Below are 273 nucleotides of genomic sequence, written 5' to 3' on the forward strand. Positions count from 1 at the left end.
TGTATTGCGATCCGATTCCGCTCAATGCCGAACAAGAAAAGGCTTGGCACGTACAGCGCGTCACGCTCGATGAACTGCTCGAAAAATGTGATTATGTCGTGCCGATGGTTCCGATGGCCGCAGAGACACTGCATCTGATCGATGCCACCGCGTTGGCCAAGATGAAAACCGGTAGCTACCTGATCAATGCATGTCGCGGCTCGGTCGTGGATGAGAATGCGGTGATAGCAGCACTGGCGTCTGGAAAACTAGCTGGATATGCAGCCGATGTCT

1 protein-coding gene is annotated in these 273 nt (G+C 53.5%); it reads left to right on the plus strand.

Features of this window, described 5'->3' with window-relative positions:
* A partial coding sequence (locus ABG80_RS21195) for an NAD(P)-dependent oxidoreductase (protein WP_268760926.1) occupies positions 1-273 on the plus strand: 273 nt, incomplete at both ends.

The organism is Aquabacterium parvum (assembly GCF_001447195.1).
Taxonomy (GTDB): domain Bacteria; phylum Pseudomonadota; class Gammaproteobacteria; order Burkholderiales; family Burkholderiaceae_C; genus Aquabacterium; species Aquabacterium parvum.